This is a genomic window from Bacteroides sp. OF03-11BH (assembly GCF_003604005.1).
In the GTDB taxonomy this organism is placed as follows: domain Bacteria; phylum Bacteroidota; class Bacteroidia; order Bacteroidales; family Bacteroidaceae; genus Bacteroides; species Bacteroides ovatus.
Genome location: NZ_QTMW01000007.1, coordinates 1 through 14,130, shown reverse-complemented (window position 1 = coordinate 14,130; position 14,130 = coordinate 1). Strand labels below are relative to the sequence as shown.

Sequence of the window (14,130 nt, the reverse complement as noted above, 5' to 3'; positions counted from 1 at the left end):
TTTATATGTTTTTGCAAATTATGCTTTCACACGTCCTACGTAAGAACCGTCACGAGTATCGATTTCGATTGTTTCACCCTCGCTGATGAACAAAGGAACACGTACTGTTGCACCTGATTCCACAGTTGCAGGTTTCAGTGTGTTAGTAGCTGTATCACCTTTCATGCCCGGTTCTGTATAAGTCACCTTCATCTGAACCTTGATCGGCATGTCTGCATAAAGTACAGTTTCAGTAGAAGCATCAGAAACAACTTCCAATACTGAACCTTCGAGCAGGAAGTCAACACCATTAATCAGATCGTGAGCGATAGGATGTTGGTCGAATGTTTCCTGGTTCATAAAGATATAATCTTCTCCTTCTTTATACAAAAATTGGTATGGACGACGTTCTACACGTACATCTTCCAACTTTTCACCGATGTTGAAACGGCGTTCGAGAACGTATCCGCTAACTACATCTTTCAGTTTAGTACGCATAAAAGTGTTACCTTTACCTGGTTTTACATGCAGGAATTCTACACAGAAATAGAGCTTTCCGTCCATACGGATACAAGTTCCGTTTTTGATGTCTTGAGCATTAATCATACTGCTATTTTTCTTATTATATTATTGTTATTTAATTGTTTTCGCAGGAATTCGACTGCAAAAGTAATCTAAATCGGTAAAAAACACAAAAACTTTTGAGCAAAAATGAGTTATCTCTTGGTTAATTTAAAAAAAGTGCCTATTTTTGCAACCCGATTACGTAGAATAATAACATAAAAACAAGATACAGTAATGAAAAGAACATTTCAACCCTCTAACAGAAAGAGAAAGAACAAACACGGTTTCCGTGAGAGAATGGCATCGGCTAATGGTCGTAGAGTATTAGCTGCTCGTCGTGCGAAAGGCAGAAAGAAACTGACTGTTTCTGATGAGTACAACGGACAAAAGTGATAATCACTTGTCATCAGGAAACAAAAAAGGCGGAGAATTTAATCTTCGCCTTTTTTGTTTCTCTGTTTTTCAAGGGGATAGTATGTTAAAAAGCGGTATTGTTTGCTCTTATTTATGACTTTTTGCTTTTCTTTGTGAGATTAAATAAAACTCATAAACGAACATACGCGATGGTAGAGTATATCCGGGACATGAAACCCCGTATCATTATAATAAGGTTGTTGAAATCTATAGGAGTGGGGATTATAGTTGCAGCAATTCTGGCGATGATAAGCGTCTTTGCATAATAGGTAGGGACATTTTTCATCGCCTACTTTTTAAAAGTTCAACTATTTTGTCGTATCTTTGGCGCATATTAACAGCAATGCGTATGACTATTAAAGAATTCTTTTCTTTTAAAACCAATAAATATTTCTGGGTGAATATTATCGCCATGATTGTGGTGATGGTAGTGATGATATTTGGTGTGTTGAAATGGCTTGATATACATACACATCATGGTGAAAGCGTGGTAGTTCCCGATGTGAAGGGAATGACAGTGGAAGAAGCTACGAAGATGTTCCGGAATCACGGTTTGGTATATGTGATTTCTGATACCAAATATGTCAAAGATAAAGCAGCGGGTATCATTCTTGAACTGAAACCGGGAGCCGGTGAAAAAGTGAAGGAAGGACGTACAGTATACCTGACAGTCAATACCCTGGATGTCCCTTTACGTGCCATTCCCGATGTGGCGGACAACAGCTCGCTCCGCCAGGCACAGGCCAAGTTACTGAATGCCGGTTTTAAACTGAATCAGATTCAATTGGTAAATGGTGAGAAAGACTGGGTGTACGGCGTGAAGTATCAGGGACGTCAGTTGGCTGCCGGAGAAAAGATTCCTTTGGGAGCTTCTTTGACATTGATGGTGGGAGACGGCTCCGGTGATATGTCGGAAGAAGAGGACTCGGTTGATGTTTCCGTGGATACGGAGAAACCGGTTACGTCGGAATCATCACCTACTCAAGATGATAGTTGGTTTTAATAGATAAATAACAGAAACGGACTCGCATGATAGAGGAAGAACTTCCGGATGAACTGGAGAATGATTTGGATGATATAGAACCTGTCGGTGACGAATCCCAGCTTTACGAACACTTCCGCGTGGTTGTAGACAAGGGACAGGCGATGGTCAGAGTCGACAAATATCTGTTCGAACGTATTGTCAATGCTTCGCGCAACCGTATTCAGAAGGCTGCCGAAGACGGATTCGTTATGGCCAATGGCAAACCGGTGAAGAGTAGCTACAAAGTGAAACCGCTGGATGTCATTACGGTGATGATGGACCGTCCCCGTTATGAAAATGAAATTATTCCTGAAAATATTCCCCTTACTATCGTTTATGAAGACCCTTATCTGATGGTTGTGAATAAACCGGCGGGATTGGTCGTGCATCCGGGACACGGAAACTATCACGGCACGCTGGTCAATGCGCTGGCCTGGCACATGAAGGATATACCGGATTATGATGCCAATGACCCGCACGTGGGACTTGTTCATCGCATCGATAAAGATACTTCAGGCTTACTGGTGATTGCCAAGACACCGGATGCCAAAACAAATCTGGGAATTCAATTTTTTAATAAGACTACCAAACGCAAATATCGTGCTTTGGTGTGGGGTGTTATGGAACAGGATGAAGGAACGATTGTCGGTAATATTGCCCGTAATCCGAGAGACCGGATGCAAATGGCGGTGATGTCCGATCCGACAGTGGGCAAACATGCCGTTACACACTACCGCGTACTGGAAAGACTGGGGTACGTAACCCTTGTGGAATGTATACTTGAGACAGGACGTACTCATCAGATTCGTGTCCACATGAAACATATCGGTCATGTGTTGTTCAATGACGAACGCTATGGCGGTCATGAGATACTGAAAGGAACCCATTTTAGTAAATACAAACAGTTTGTAAATAATTGCTTTGACACTTGTCCCCGACAGGCTTTGCATGCTATGACATTGGGGTTTGTGCATCCCGTCACAGGTGAAGAGATGTATTTTACTTCCGAACTTCCGGATGACATGACCCGGCTTATCGAGAAGTGGAGAGGCTATATAAGTAATAGAGAATTAGAATGAAACGCAACATCGCTATCGTAGCAGGAGGAGATACCTCTGAAATCGTAGTTTCCCTGCGTAGCGCACAGGGTATTTATTCCTTTATTGATAAGGAAAAGTATAATTTGTATATCGTGGAGATGGAAGGCCGTCGCTGGGAAGTACAATTACCGGACGGAAACAAAGTGCCGGTGGATAGAAACGACTTTAGTTTTACGAACGGAACGGAGAAGGTTGTGTTCGACTTTGCTTATATCACCATCCACGGTACGCCGGGTGAGGATGGCAGGCTGCAAGGCTATTTTGATATGATGCGTATTCCGTATTCCTGTTGTGGAGTGTTGGCGGCTGCCATTACTTATGACAAGTTTACCTGCAATCAATATCTGAAGGCTTTTGGAGTGCGCATTGCCGAATCATTGTTGTTGCGCCAAGGACAATCGGTTTCTGACGAGGAAGTAGTGGAAAAGATTGGCCTGCCTTGTTTTATCAAGCCTAGTCTGGGAGGTTCGAGTTTCGGAGTTACGAAAGTGAAGACAAAAGAACAAATACAACCGGCCATTGTTAAAGCTTTCGGAGAAGCGGAAGAGGTGATTGTTGAAGCGTTTATGGACGGAACGGAACTGACTTGCGGCTGTTATAAGACAAAAGAGAAGTCGGTCATCTTTCCACCTACGGAAGTAGTGACGCACAATGAGTTCTTTGATTATGATGCTAAATATAATGGACAGGTAGATGAAATCACTCCTGCGCGTATCTCGGATGAATTGACCAAACGCGTACAGATGCTGACTTCAGCTATCTATGATATATTAGGTTGTTCCGGCATTATCCGTGTAGATTACATTATAACTGCCGGTGAAAAACTGAATCTTCTCGAAGTAAATACTACTCCGGGAATGACTACTACCAGTTTTATTCCCCAGCAAGTGCGTGCAGCCGGACTGGATATAAAGGATGTGATGACTGATATTATTGAAAACAAGTTTTAAGTATTAAGTATCAAGTATAAAGTATTAACCATGCGGTTTGTACGCAGTCTAATACTTTATACTTATTACTTAATACTTGAGCACATAATACTTGAGACTTATGGATCTGACAGAGTTTAATGAAATTCGTCCTTACAATGATGAGGAACTTCCTCAAATCTTTGAGGAACTGATTGCCGATCCGGCTTTTCAGAAAGCTGCTACCGGTGCTATACCGAACGTTCCATTTGAACTTCTGGCGCAAAAAATGCGTGCCTGTAAGACTAAGCTTGATTTTCAGGAGGCATTTTGTTATGGCATTTTGTGGAAGATAGCGGCAGATCATACTGCCGGACTGACACTGGATCATACCGCCATACCGGATAAAAGTAAAGCTTATACGTATATATCGAATCATAGAGATATTATTCTTGATTCGGGCTTTCTCTCTATTTTGTTGATTGACCAGGGAATGGATACGGTAGAAATTGCGATTGGCGACAATTTGCTTATTTATCCCTGGATTAAGAAACTGGTGCGTGTCAATAAATCATTTATTGTACAGCGGGCGTTGACCATGCGGCAAATGTTGGAATCTTCAGCGCGTATGTCCCGTTATATGCATTACACCATTTCAGAGAAGAATCAGTCTATTTGGATTGCGCAGCGTGAAGGACGTGCAAAAGATTCGAATGACCGTACACAAGACAGTGTATTGAAAATGTTGGCAATGGGAGGTGAAGGCGATTTGATAGACCGCCTGATGGAAATGAATATTGCTCCGCTTGCTATTTCATACGAATATGATCCGTGTGATTTTCTGAAAGCGCAAGAGTTTCAGCTGAAGAGAGACATCGAAGGATATAAAAAGACGACACAGGACGATTTGATTAATATGCAGACAGGTCTTTTCGGATATAAAGGCAGGGTACATTTTCAGGTTGCTCCTTGTTTGAATGATGACTTGCAAAGCTTGGACCGTTCGTTGCCGAAACCGGATTTGTTTGCCCGTATTTCTGCCTGTCTTGATCGCCGCATCCATCGTAATTACCGGATATATCCGGGAAATTATGTGGCGTATGATTGGCTGAATGGCACAACGGAATTCGTGTCCAATTACACGGAAGAAGAGAAACAGCAGTTTATGAACTATATTGAACAACAATTGGCAAAGATCAAGATTCCGAATAAGGATGAAGACTTTTTGCGTGAGAAGTTGTTATTAATGTATTCCAATCCGTTAGTTAATTATTTAGCAGCTTGCCGATGAAAAGAAGAAAATTACATGTTGTTTGGTTGTGGGGATTGCTTTTCCTGATGACTGCCTGTGGAGATGATGACTATTATTATCCTTCGGTGAAACTGGAATTTGTGACTGTAGAGGCCGGAGAAGACGGTCGCATACAAACGCTTATTCCTGATAAGGGAGAAGTCTTGACTGTTTCGGAAGACCGTACGGGTTCTACTATCTCTCCAAACACTTCCAGACGTGTAATGAGTAACTATGAGGTGCTTTCCGGTGAGAACACTGCTACTATATATTCTTTGCAATCGCTCATAACGCCGGTACCTAAACCGGAAGATGATCCGATTTACAAGGACGGTATAAAGCTAGATCCGGTAGAGATGGTCAGTATCTGGCTTGGAAGGGATTATCTGAATATGATTTTGAATCTCAAGGTCAGTACGGGCAAGGGACATGTTTTCGGTATAGTGGAAGATGTGTCCGAACTTAAAACAAATGGCATTGTGAATATGTTGTTATACCATGATGCGAACAGTGATGGAGAATACTATAATCGGCGTGCTTACATTTCTGTTCCTTTGGCGCAATATATAGATGAAGAGAATCCGGGTCGGACGATAAAGGTAAAGTTTAAATATTATACGTACGATAAGGATGGTTCTCCGATAGAATCTGATAAGTACTGTGATCCTGGGTTTGACTATACTCCGGGACAGAATTGAATAATGGAGTGTATATGTTTAAATTGAATCAATTAATCGTGGGAATATTTTTATTTCTCTCTTCCCTTTTCTCTTGTCAGCAGAAAGGGGATTTTCAATCAATGAATGTAGAGGAGTTTGATTCTCTTATTCAGAATGAGGATATACAACGTCTGGATGTTCGTACACTTGCGGAATATTCGGAGGGGCATATCACGAAGACGATCAACATCAATGTGATGGATGACTCTTTTGCTTCAATGGCTGATTCTTTGTTGCAAAAAGACAAACCGGTGGCTGTATATTGTCGCAGTGGAAAACGAAGCAAGAAGGCTGCGGCAATTTTGAGCGAGAAGGGATATAAAGTTTTTGAGCTTGATAAGGGATTTAATTTCTGGCAGGAAGCAGGTAAAGAAATAGAGAAATAAAGTGCTGATTTATCAGCACTTTATTTTTTGGGGTTATTTCAGTCCTTCCAATAACCTTTTCAGAACGACAGTTGCCGAGATTTCACGGTTGGCAGCTTCCGGAATCACAATAGATTGCGGACTTTCAATGACATCGTCTGTCACAATCATATTTCTACGAACCGGAAGACAATGCATGAAATAAGCATTGTTGGTAACTGCCATTTGGCGGTCGCTGACAGTCCAATCACGATCTTTGCTTAATATCTGTCCATAGTTGTCGCCAGAATAAGCAGCCCAGTTCTTGGCATATATGAAGTCGGCTCCTTCGAAGGCCTTCATCTGGTCATATTCTACTTTTGCATTACCTACAAATTGCGGATCAAGCTCATAACCTTCGGGATGAGTGATGACAAATTCGTAATCCGTTGCATTCATCCATTCAGCAAAGGAATTAGGAACAGCCTGTGGCAATGGACGTGGATGAGGAGCCCAGGTCATAACTACTTTGGGACGTACTGTTTTCTTGTATTCCTCGATGGTAATCAGGTCGGCAAAGCTCTGTAATGGGTGGCGTGTTGCCGCTTCCATCGAAAAGACAGGACGTCCGGAGTATTGGATGAATTGATTGATAATAGTTTCCTGATAGTCAAAGTCACAGTCTTCAAAACGGGCAAAAGAGCGTACTCCAATGATATCACAATAGCATCCCATAACCGGAATGGCTTCTAATATATGTTCCGGTTTATCACCATCCATAATTACGCCACGTTCAGTTTCCAATTTCCATGCACCTTGATTGATATCCAGTACCATTACATTCATTCCCAAATTGATGGCAGCTTTCTGTGTGCTGAGGCGGGTACGTAAACTAGAGTTGAAGAAGATCATCATTAAAGTCTTGTTTTGTCCCAGTTCTACATATTTGAAGCGCTCTTTTTTGATTTCGAATGCTTCTGCAAGGGCTGATTTTAAATCGCCAATGTCCTGTACACAAGTAAATTTCTTCATATCATTTATTTTTTAATTTTTAATTAGCTTCGCTCAAAACCTTGTTTGATTTTTAACATATAGGTATAGTCTCAATTTCTTCTCGTTTGTCCATCTCCTTCAATGACCCATTTGTAAGAAGTGATTTCCTCCAGTCCCATCGGACCGCGTGCGTGTAGCTTTTGCGTGCTGATTCCGATTTCGGCTCCTAATCCGAATTGTGCCCCGTCAGTGAAAGCGGTAGACACATTGGTGTATACGCAAGCTGCGTCCACGATTCTGGTGAATAAAGCTGCACGTTCCCCGTTCTCGGTAACAATACACTCGCTATGTTTAGAACTGTTTTCCTGAATATGTCCTAAGGCATCTTCGAAGCTCTTTACAGTCTTGACAGCCATTTTATAATCCAGAAACTCCGTGCCGAAGCTTTCTGCTTTTGCATGTTCCAGGAGCTCGGCAGGATAGCGGCCTTCCAATGCCTGGTAAGCTTGCGGATCAGCATAAATAATGACATGGCTGTCTTTTAGTTTCTCGCAAATCAGAGGGAGGTCGGCCAGTCTCTTCTCATGTATAATGGTGCAGTCCAATGCATTACATACGCTAACTCTACGTGTCTTTGCATTATGAATAATGTCTGCTCCCTTGTTTGTATCCCCAAATTCATCGAAGTAAGTGTGACAGATACCTGCTCCTGTTTCAATGACAGGAATCCTTGCATTCTCGCGTACGAAATGAATAAGACTGCTGCTGCCTCTGGGGATAATCAAGTCTACGTAGCCCACAGCATTCAGTAACGCTGCCGTAGCCTCTCTATCAGCTGGAAGTAATTCTACAATGTGCGGATTGATTTTGAACTTCTTCAATACTTTGTGAATCACACTGATGATGGCCCGGTTGGAACAATCGGCGTCACTTCCTCCTTTCAATATGCAGGCATTTCCGCTCTTCAGACAAAGGGAGAAAACATCAAAGCTAACATTAGGGCGTGCTTCATAAATGATTCCTATGACTCCGAAAGGAACGCTGACTTTCGTCAACTTCATTCCATTGGGACGAACACTCTCTTTCAACACTTTACCCAAAGGAGAGGGGAGTGTTGCTACATTGCGTGTATCTGCGGCAATACCTTTCAAACGTTCTTCCGTCAGTTTCAACCGATCGTACTTCGGATCATTTTTGTCCATCCGTGCGAGGTCTTTTTCGTTCTCTGAAAGAATGAAAGGTGTTTCTGCAATTGCTGCGTCAGCTACTGCATTTAAAATCTGATTGATGACATTATCATTCAGCAGGGCTAATTCCCGACTTGCTACTTGTACAGCGGCAAAGGTCTCGTTTAAATTTGTAGTCATTTGCTCCTTTTTTGCATTAAATGGAAAGATAAACTATGCAAATATAGTGAATGATGTGAATAAAACTTGTTGAAAATAGAAATAAATGTTGCTCTTTACTTATTCACTGGTTTTTTTACAAGATTAATACTAAAAAAATACGAGACTCAATTCTGAATCTCGTATTTTTCATTTATGCACTATATTGGTATAGTGCTTGTTATTCGAACTCCTATTTGGCATTATCTCATTGCCATGGAATGTCTTGTTCAATATCTTCTCCCATTTCTCCTGATTCGACTTCAATTCCTATGTCACTAGGTGTTCCTATATGTTCAATATTGGTTAGTGCGATAGAATGGGTATAGTTTCTCTTGAATGTGATACTGCTACTGATGATTGTCTTTTCTTCTGCTCCTGGAGTCTCTTCCCAAAATACTTCCACTTTTACATTCTCTGTTAAATGTTGATTATCACCAGTAGGTATATTGGCAGTGAGATTTCTCATGCTGACCATTTTTAATTCAGATTCAACAGTCTTATGAATATCTGCATTAGCATTCAAATAGATGCTTGGTGCGTCTTCAAGTTTTATTCTAAGACGTCCTTTCTCTAAACCTGTTTGTTTGAATTTTACTCCGAAAAAACGGCGATAGAGCATTATGTGATTTTGCATGCCATCTGTCACTTCCACTTTATCGTTTAATCCATGATAACGTTCGATGAACGGGCGGTTGCAGGCGTCTTGTGATCCGTTTCTCGTTTGTATTCTCGGGTTTTCAATGTTGTATAAGAATTTGATTCCATCTGCTTGTTCGGCAGTCAGGAATTTGTTCAGGCATTCCCCTTTGATTTTTCCGCTACGTTCCAAATCGAAAGGGGCTCCGAAGAAGCCTTTTTCGTCTTTTATGATTGAGTCCTTTGCATTTGCAATCATAGAGCAAGAGATGCGGTAAGTGTATCCATCAATAACTTTTATTTTTAGGTTATTGGGATCTTTCGCCTTGTCTAACTGGAAAATACCATAAGCGTATGGTTTTGAAGATGGATTCTGTCCCTCTTTGGGTGTCATGGTAATGGCGATTCCCACTAATGTTTCACTTTCATTAATTTTGGTTGGAGTTGTAGCACGTGCCATGGGCAGTTCGGTTGAGAGGTAGTCTCCGTCCAGTTGTAAGTTAAGTTCGGAATACGTAGTAGGAGGTGCCTGATACAGATCTTTCTCCTTAATACATGATTGTAGAGTAAAAGCTGTGAATAGACAGCCTGCGATCATAAGATGTTTGATTTTCATATGAATCTTTTTTAGTAGTTGTTGAGTATGATAATTATTTCCCTATTTCTTGTTCTGATTCTTCCATTTCTGCTTCTTCACCAAAAGAGATAGTAGCATCCCCTATATGCTCATCTATCTTGACTATTTTGATTATGTTCTTTTTGTTTCTTTTCATTTTAATACTCTGATTGGTATATAGAGAATACCATTTCTCTTCATTGGCCGGGCGGTAGGAAATAGTGAAAGCGATTGTTTCTTCTTCCTTAAGTTTGGCCGTATAATAGTCGGATATATCGTACATAGAGATAATTCGTTCCTCCGTCCGGGATGTTCCATCTTTGGAATATAGTAGATAAAATGGAGCAACGTCCGCTGCTTTAATTTTGATGGAGTCACCCGGTGCAAGTTCGTCTGTAACGAATTGTATAGAATAATAAGCACGTTTCAATGTCATTGAAACGGAGGTATTCATATTGGGATTTGAAAAGTCCAATTGCTCACTGCCGAAAAAGCGTTTGACGGTAGGGTGAGTACTAGTACTATCGCATTTTATATGCATTTCTCCTTTGTAAATATGTTGGTGAAATGCCCCATTGATATTCAGGGGATTGATTGAAATCTTTAGATCGTTGTTGACTAACCCGTTCACCTCTTTCTGCAGAGTAGATGAAAAAGGAAGTCCATAAAGTATGTTGTCACTTTGTATTGTATAATATGGGCGGTCTTTATATCCCAGGAAGCTGCAGTCAAAGCGATACACATATCCTTCGATTAACCCGATTTTTACTCGATATGGATTATCGAAAAGGCCTGAAGCATAGGGCTGAAAAGAAGTCAGGCCTTTTCCTTTCCAAAAAACATTAACTGCATATATTCCGTCAGCCACCGTGGAGGTGGAACGGCTTAAAGGTTGTTCGGCTACTTCAAGAAAAGGAGCTATATTTAAACTGACATTAAACTCTCTGCCGACAGGAAATGACGGTGTACTGTTTACTTCAGGTTCATTCTTACTGCTCTCACAAGATATAATTGAGAATGTTAAAAATATGAGTATAAGGTTCCAATGTTTTAGTAGCATGGGGATTATATTGTTTGTTTAGAGGGCAAATATACTGCTATTAATAGTTTTTTGCAAATAAAGTCCCTGTATTTATGTTGCAGATGTCTATCTATAATACATTATATAACTGAAAATAAAAGCGCTTATCTTCACTAAAGAAGCTAATATTCTACCTGAATAAGAGCTTCATTTGGGTGCAGAAATGAGGTAAACTCATACAATTATAATTCAAAAAAACTTCCGTAAACATTCTCAACTATACTTATCCCTATGAGAAAAAATACTCATAGGGATGAGAAGAAATACTCATTACAATGAGAACTTTTTCTCATTGCAGTGAGAATATCCCCTTGCTAGAATAGGATGAAACAGTTTATTACCGTGCAGTCATGAACAAGATTCACCTCTGTGTACTCTGTGGTGAAAACCGTACAGAAACAAGCTAATTTTAGTCTAAAATCGGATAAAACAGAAATTCTTATTATTAATTATTCAATGTATAGATAGTCATAATGTACTACTGGTTTCTTTCCATGCTTGCCAATCGCTTCTTGTGCCTGTTTGGAGTCACAGTTCACTTTTCCAACGCCAACCTGGTTTCCTTGAAAGTCCATGATACGTACAATGTCATCTTTCTCAAATTCACCTTCAATATGAGTGATTCCAATCGGGAGGATGCTGACAGTCTTTTCAGAGTTTAGAACTTCTGTCGCACATTCGTTGATGTGAATTTCCCCTTTGGCAAACCCTTCGCTATGGGCAATCCACTTTTTGACGCTGGATACCGGTTCGTCTGATGGTATAAAACGTGTACAAAGAGTTTCTTCAGGATGCTGTAATAAATCTACCAGAATATTATCCCGCTTCCCGTTGGCAATAATCACTGTAATTCCTTCATCAGCAACTTTGCGGGCAATATTGGTTTTCGTCAACATCCCCCCCCGTCCGAAACTGGACTTAGTTGTCTGAATATAGTTGGATAAGTCTTTGCCGTGACCGATCTCCCGGATAACAGAAGAGTTTGGATCGGAAGGAGAACCATTGTAAATCCCATCAATATTACTTAGGATAATGAGTGCCTGCGTGTCCATCATCGAAGCGATGAGTCCGGACAATTCATCATTATCGGTGAACATCAGCTCACTGACGGAAATCGTATCGTTTTCGTTGACAATAGGAATGACATTATTTTCAAGCATTACCGTCATGCAATTTTTCTGATTCAGATAATGGCGGCGAGTTCCAAAACTTTCCTTCGTTGTCAGTACCTGGCCGACAGGTATATTGTGCTCACGGAAAAGTTCGTAGTAACGGTTGATTAGTTTGGCCTGACCCACAGCAGAAAATAATTGGCGCTGATCTACACTATCGAGTTTTTTCTGCGGATGCACTTCACTGCGTCCGGAAGCAACAGCTCCCGAAGAAATCAAAATGATTTCTACCCCGGACTTATGTAATTCCGCTATCTGGTCAACAAGTGCCGACATACGGGTAACGTCCAGCGTTCCGTCGCGGCGTGTCAATACATTGCTTCCTACTTTTACTGCGATTCGTGTAAATTCCTGTTTCATCCTTACTAACGATTTGAAAGCACAAATATAGAGCTTTTTGCCGATATGCTACCAAAACAGGCTGAAAAGAATTATCTTTGCAGCTAGATAGAGAAAAGATAAACAATGAAACATACAAATCCACAAGTAGAACAGATGACCTCCTTCATCGTAATGGATGTGTTGGAGAGGGCAAACGAATTACAGAAACAAGGTGTTGATATTATTCATTTGGAAGTTGGTGAACCCGATTTTGATGTACCGTCTTGTGTGTCGGAAGCAGCAAAAGCGGCTTATGATCGTCATCTTACTCACTATACACATTCTTTGGGGGACCCGGAACTCCGGCGGGAAATTGCTGCTTTTTATCTACGGGAATATGGAGTGACGGTAGATCCGGATTGCATTGTGGTGACTTCCGGCTCTTCTCCATCCATTCTTCTTGCGTTGATGTTGCTCTGCAACACGGATAGCGAAGTGATTCTTTCCAATCCGGGATATGCTTGTTACCGTAATTTTGTATTGGCTACCCAGGCTAAACCCGTTTTGGTTCCTTTGTCTAAGGAATATTTGCAATACGACATAGAAGCTATTCGTAAATGTGTGAATCCACATACAGCGGCTATCTTTATTAATTCTCCGATGAATCCGACCGGAATGTTGCTGGATGAAAAATTCTTGAGGGAAGTGGCGGCACTGGGAGTTCCTGTTATTTCGGATGAGATTTATCACGGACTTGTTTATGAAGGGCGTGCGCACAGCATTCTTGAATATACCGATCAGGCTTTTGTCTTGAACGGATTTTCTAAACGTTTTGCGATGACAGGTCTTCGGCTGGGTTATTTGATTGCACCTAAATCTTGTATGCGTTCTTTGCAGAAGTTGCAGCAAAATCTATTTATTTGTGCGTCCAGCGTTGCCCAACAGGCTGGGATTGCTGCATTGCGGCAGGCTGATTCGGATGTGGAACGGATGAAACAGATTTATGATGAGCGTCACCGGTACATGATTACTCGTCTTCGGGAAATGGGGTTTGAGATTAAAGTAGAACCTCAAGGAGCATTTTACATTTTTGCCAACGCACGCAAATTTACTACCGACTCTTATCGCTTTGCATTCGATGTACTCGAACATGCGCATGTCGGCATTACTCCCGGGGTGGACTTTGGTACGGGAGGTGAAGGATATGTACGCTTCTCCTATGCAAACTCATTGGAGAATATCAAAGAAGGACTGGACCGTATCAATCGCTACCTTTTTCGTCCCGGCTTCTGATAAGCTCGGTAGCTGCTTCGTATTCTTCCTCTGTCACGAGGACGGATACGGAAGGAGCGATATAGGGTGCTAATGTCCCCATAATTCCATCTTTGATTACACAACGGATATTGTTGCTTTCTAATAACCCTTTAATGATCTCGGCTTCCCAGGGGGATCCGGAGAATACTTCTATTGCCTTGCTATAATCTTCTTCTTTCATGATCTTACTTATTAGGGGTTGTTATCTACAAATATACAAAGAACTCGCAAAAAAACGGCAAAATTTGGATAAATAAAGTAAGTGT

At 41.1% G+C, this 14,130-nt stretch carries 15 protein-coding genes; 8 read left to right on the top strand and 7 right to left on the bottom strand.

Going from position 1 to position 14,130, the window contains the following annotated elements; all coding sequences use genetic code 11:
* Positions 1 to 18: 18 nt before the first annotated feature.
* Positions 19 to 585: an elongation factor P gene (gene efp / locus DXA54_RS07230; protein ID WP_004299761.1), complete on the bottom strand. Its 567-nt coding sequence runs from the start codon at positions 583 to 585 to the stop codon at positions 19 to 21.
* Between the two features lie 192 nt (positions 586 to 777).
* Here efp and rpmH point away from each other — a divergent pair, with 192 nt between their 5' ends.
* From rpmH to DXA54_RS07190, 7 genes are all read left to right on the top strand, one after another.
* Entirely contained in the window at positions 778 to 936 is a 159-nt protein-coding gene (gene rpmH / locus DXA54_RS07225) for a 50S ribosomal protein L34 (RefSeq protein ID WP_004299762.1), read from the top strand.
* A 370-nt stretch (positions 937 to 1,306) separates the two neighbouring features.
* Entirely contained in the window at positions 1,307 to 1,960 is a 654-nt protein-coding gene (locus DXA54_RS07215) for a PASTA domain-containing protein (RefSeq protein ID WP_032842956.1), read from the top strand.
* 26 nt (positions 1,961 to 1,986) lie between these two features.
* Positions 1,987 to 3,060, top strand: coding sequence for an RluA family pseudouridine synthase (locus DXA54_RS07210; RefSeq protein ID WP_004299766.1), 1,074 nt, complete (start codon positions 1,987 to 1,989; stop codon positions 3,058 to 3,060).
* Positions 3,057 to 4,031: a D-alanine--D-alanine ligase gene (locus DXA54_RS07205; protein WP_004299767.1), complete on the top strand. Its 975-nt coding sequence runs from the start codon at positions 3,057 to 3,059 to the stop codon at positions 4,029 to 4,031. Before DXA54_RS07210 ends, DXA54_RS07205 begins: the two co-directional genes overlap by 4 nt.
* Positions 4,032 to 4,131: 100 nt before the next feature.
* Positions 4,132 to 5,280: a 1-acyl-sn-glycerol-3-phosphate acyltransferase gene (locus tag DXA54_RS07200; protein WP_004310509.1), complete on the top strand. Its 1,149-nt coding sequence runs from the start codon at positions 4,132 to 4,134 to the stop codon at positions 5,278 to 5,280.
* Positions 5,277 to 5,978: a hypothetical protein gene (locus tag DXA54_RS07195; RefSeq protein WP_004299769.1), complete on the top strand. Its 702-nt coding sequence runs from the start codon at positions 5,277 to 5,279 to the stop codon at positions 5,976 to 5,978. The genes DXA54_RS07200 and DXA54_RS07195 overlap by 4 nt, the downstream gene beginning before the upstream one ends.
* Before the next feature lie 14 nt (positions 5,979 to 5,992).
* Positions 5,993 to 6,385, top strand: a complete 393-nt coding sequence (locus DXA54_RS07190; protein WP_120079141.1) for a rhodanese-like domain-containing protein — start codon at positions 5,993 to 5,995, stop codon at positions 6,383 to 6,385.
* Between the two features lie 33 nt (positions 6,386 to 6,418).
* On the opposite strand, the gene DXA54_RS07185 is transcribed toward DXA54_RS07190, so the two are convergent.
* From DXA54_RS07185 to proB, 5 genes are all read right to left on the bottom strand, one after another.
* Entirely contained in the window at positions 6,419 to 7,375 is a 957-nt protein-coding gene (locus DXA54_RS07185; RefSeq protein WP_120079140.1) for an acetylornithine carbamoyltransferase, read from the bottom strand.
* Positions 7,376 to 7,446: 71 nt separating this feature from the next.
* Positions 7,447 to 8,703 (bottom strand): glutamate-5-semialdehyde dehydrogenase, encoded by a 1,257-nt coding sequence (locus DXA54_RS07180; RefSeq protein ID WP_004299772.1) that lies wholly within the window; start codon positions 8,701 to 8,703, stop codon positions 7,447 to 7,449.
* Between the two features lie 226 nt (positions 8,704 to 8,929).
* Positions 8,930 to 9,976, bottom strand: coding sequence for a hypothetical protein (locus DXA54_RS07175; protein WP_004299773.1), 1,047 nt, complete (start codon positions 9,974 to 9,976; stop codon positions 8,930 to 8,932).
* Between the two features lie 34 nt (positions 9,977 to 10,010).
* Complete coding sequence (locus DXA54_RS07170; protein WP_120079139.1) at positions 10,011 to 11,036, bottom strand: hypothetical protein; 1,026 nt, start codon at positions 11,034 to 11,036, stop codon at positions 10,011 to 10,013.
* Between the two features lie 470 nt (positions 11,037 to 11,506).
* Positions 11,507 to 12,589 (bottom strand): glutamate 5-kinase, encoded by a 1,083-nt coding sequence (gene proB / locus DXA54_RS07165; RefSeq protein ID WP_008649592.1) that lies wholly within the window; start codon positions 12,587 to 12,589, stop codon positions 11,507 to 11,509.
* A gap of 105 nt (positions 12,590 to 12,694) precedes the next feature.
* Here proB and DXA54_RS07160 point away from each other — a divergent pair, with 105 nt between their 5' ends.
* Positions 12,695 to 13,843, top strand: coding sequence for a pyridoxal phosphate-dependent aminotransferase (locus DXA54_RS07160; protein ID WP_008649595.1), 1,149 nt, complete (start codon positions 12,695 to 12,697; stop codon positions 13,841 to 13,843).
* On the opposite strand, the gene DXA54_RS07155 is transcribed toward DXA54_RS07160, so the two are convergent.
* Positions 13,812 to 14,045, bottom strand: a complete 234-nt coding sequence (locus DXA54_RS07155) for a DUF2007-related protein (RefSeq protein WP_004299777.1) — start codon at positions 14,043 to 14,045, stop codon at positions 13,812 to 13,814. The genes DXA54_RS07160 and DXA54_RS07155 overlap by 32 nt on opposite strands.
* Positions 14,046 to 14,130: the final 85 nt, after the last annotated feature.

Excerpts from the sequence above, each read along its gene's own strand:
- DXA54_RS07200 (WP_004310509.1), top strand. The coding sequence starts at position 4,132 with ATGGATCTGACAGAGTTTAATGAAATTCGTCCTTACAATGATGAGGAA.
- DXA54_RS07180 (WP_004299772.1), bottom strand. The coding sequence starts at position 8,703 with ATGACTACAAATTTAAACGAGACCTTTGCCGCTGTACAAGTAGCAAGT.
- DXA54_RS07215 (WP_032842956.1), top strand. The coding sequence starts at position 1,307 with ATGACTATTAAAGAATTCTTTTCTTTTAAAACCAATAAATATTTCTGG.
- DXA54_RS07205 (WP_004299767.1), top strand. The coding sequence starts at position 3,057 with ATGAAACGCAACATCGCTATCGTAGCAGGAGGAGATACCTCTGAAATC.
- proB (WP_008649592.1), bottom strand. The coding sequence starts at position 12,589 with ATGAAACAGGAATTTACACGAATCGCAGTAAAAGTAGGAAGCAATGTA.
- DXA54_RS07160 (WP_008649595.1), top strand. The coding sequence starts at position 12,695 with ATGAAACATACAAATCCACAAGTAGAACAGATGACCTCCTTCATCGTA.
- DXA54_RS07175 (WP_004299773.1), bottom strand. The coding sequence starts at position 9,976 with ATGAAAATCAAACATCTTATGATCGCAGGCTGTCTATTCACAGCTTTT.
- DXA54_RS07155 (WP_004299777.1), bottom strand. The coding sequence starts at position 14,045 with ATGAAAGAAGAAGATTATAGCAAGGCAATAGAAGTATTCTCCGGATCC.
- DXA54_RS07185 (WP_120079140.1), bottom strand. The coding sequence starts at position 7,375 with ATGAAGAAATTTACTTGTGTACAGGACATTGGCGATTTAAAATCAGCC.
- DXA54_RS07190 (WP_120079141.1), top strand. The coding sequence starts at position 5,993 with ATGTTTAAATTGAATCAATTAATCGTGGGAATATTTTTATTTCTCTCT.
- rpmH (WP_004299762.1), top strand. The coding sequence starts at position 778 with ATGAAAAGAACATTTCAACCCTCTAACAGAAAGAGAAAGAACAAACAC.
- DXA54_RS07170 (WP_120079139.1), bottom strand. The coding sequence starts at position 11,036 with ATGCTACTAAAACATTGGAACCTTATACTCATATTTTTAACATTCTCA.
- efp (WP_004299761.1), bottom strand. The coding sequence starts at position 585 with ATGATTAATGCTCAAGACATCAAAAACGGAACTTGTATCCGTATGGAC.
- DXA54_RS07210 (WP_004299766.1), top strand. The coding sequence starts at position 1,987 with ATGATAGAGGAAGAACTTCCGGATGAACTGGAGAATGATTTGGATGAT.
- DXA54_RS07195 (WP_004299769.1), top strand. The coding sequence starts at position 5,277 with ATGAAAAGAAGAAAATTACATGTTGTTTGGTTGTGGGGATTGCTTTTC.